This is a genomic window from Ciceribacter ferrooxidans (assembly GCF_004137355.1).
Lineage (GTDB): Bacteria > Pseudomonadota > Alphaproteobacteria > Rhizobiales > Rhizobiaceae > Allorhizobium > Allorhizobium ferrooxidans.
On the sequence record NZ_SDVB01000160.1, the window covers coordinates 1 to 631 of the forward strand.

At 41.5% G+C, this 631-nt stretch carries 1 protein-coding gene; it reads left to right on the forward strand.

The window, feature by feature from the left end; genetic code table 11:
- A partial coding sequence (locus EUU22_RS25195) for a hypothetical protein (RefSeq protein WP_165351087.1) occupies positions 1-527 on the forward strand: 527 nt, incomplete at its 5' end.
- Between the last annotated feature and the right edge of the window lie 104 nt (positions 528-631).

The following is a 631-nucleotide window of genomic DNA, read 5'->3' on the forward strand; positions in this document are numbered from 1 at the left end:
ATTTTAAAGACGCATCAAAAACAGGACTTCTGTTCAAAGATGTACAATATGGCATTATAGATCTGCATTTGGATTTATTGCTCGTTAGCGCACAAGTAAATTCTTTGAGTTTACATGCAACCGCTGTATCTGTTTCATCAAGTGATTCCAAAACTAACTTAATAGTACTGTACCTGACTGTCGCTCTCGATGCTACGGTCAAAATACCGGGTGGAGTCGATTTACTGGGTCTTGCTAAAACAGCTAAAATCTCAGGCTATTTGCAAATATTAGTGAAAATTGCACATGATGTTAGCAAAGGGTACTTTTATGGGGGTGCTGAAGGTGGTGGCAGGGCAAAACTTAACGTGGCATTACCTGCTGGCGTAACTCTTAAGGCGGCAGGACAATGCCAATTCTTTGGAACTCTCACGGACAGCCTTTTGAATGCGCTTCTACCTAACTGCAAAAAGTTTGCGGATGACTTGAATAATGAATCTGCTCTCAAGGATGCCTGCTATGATAGCCCCCTGCCATGTGCTTATTAAGATGGGAAACGGTCTGGGTTTCCACGCTGAATAACCTTAAATTTGAAATTACAAATTACTGCTTTAAAAGATGTGGATGTTGGGGGACCTTGCTGTGTTCTTCA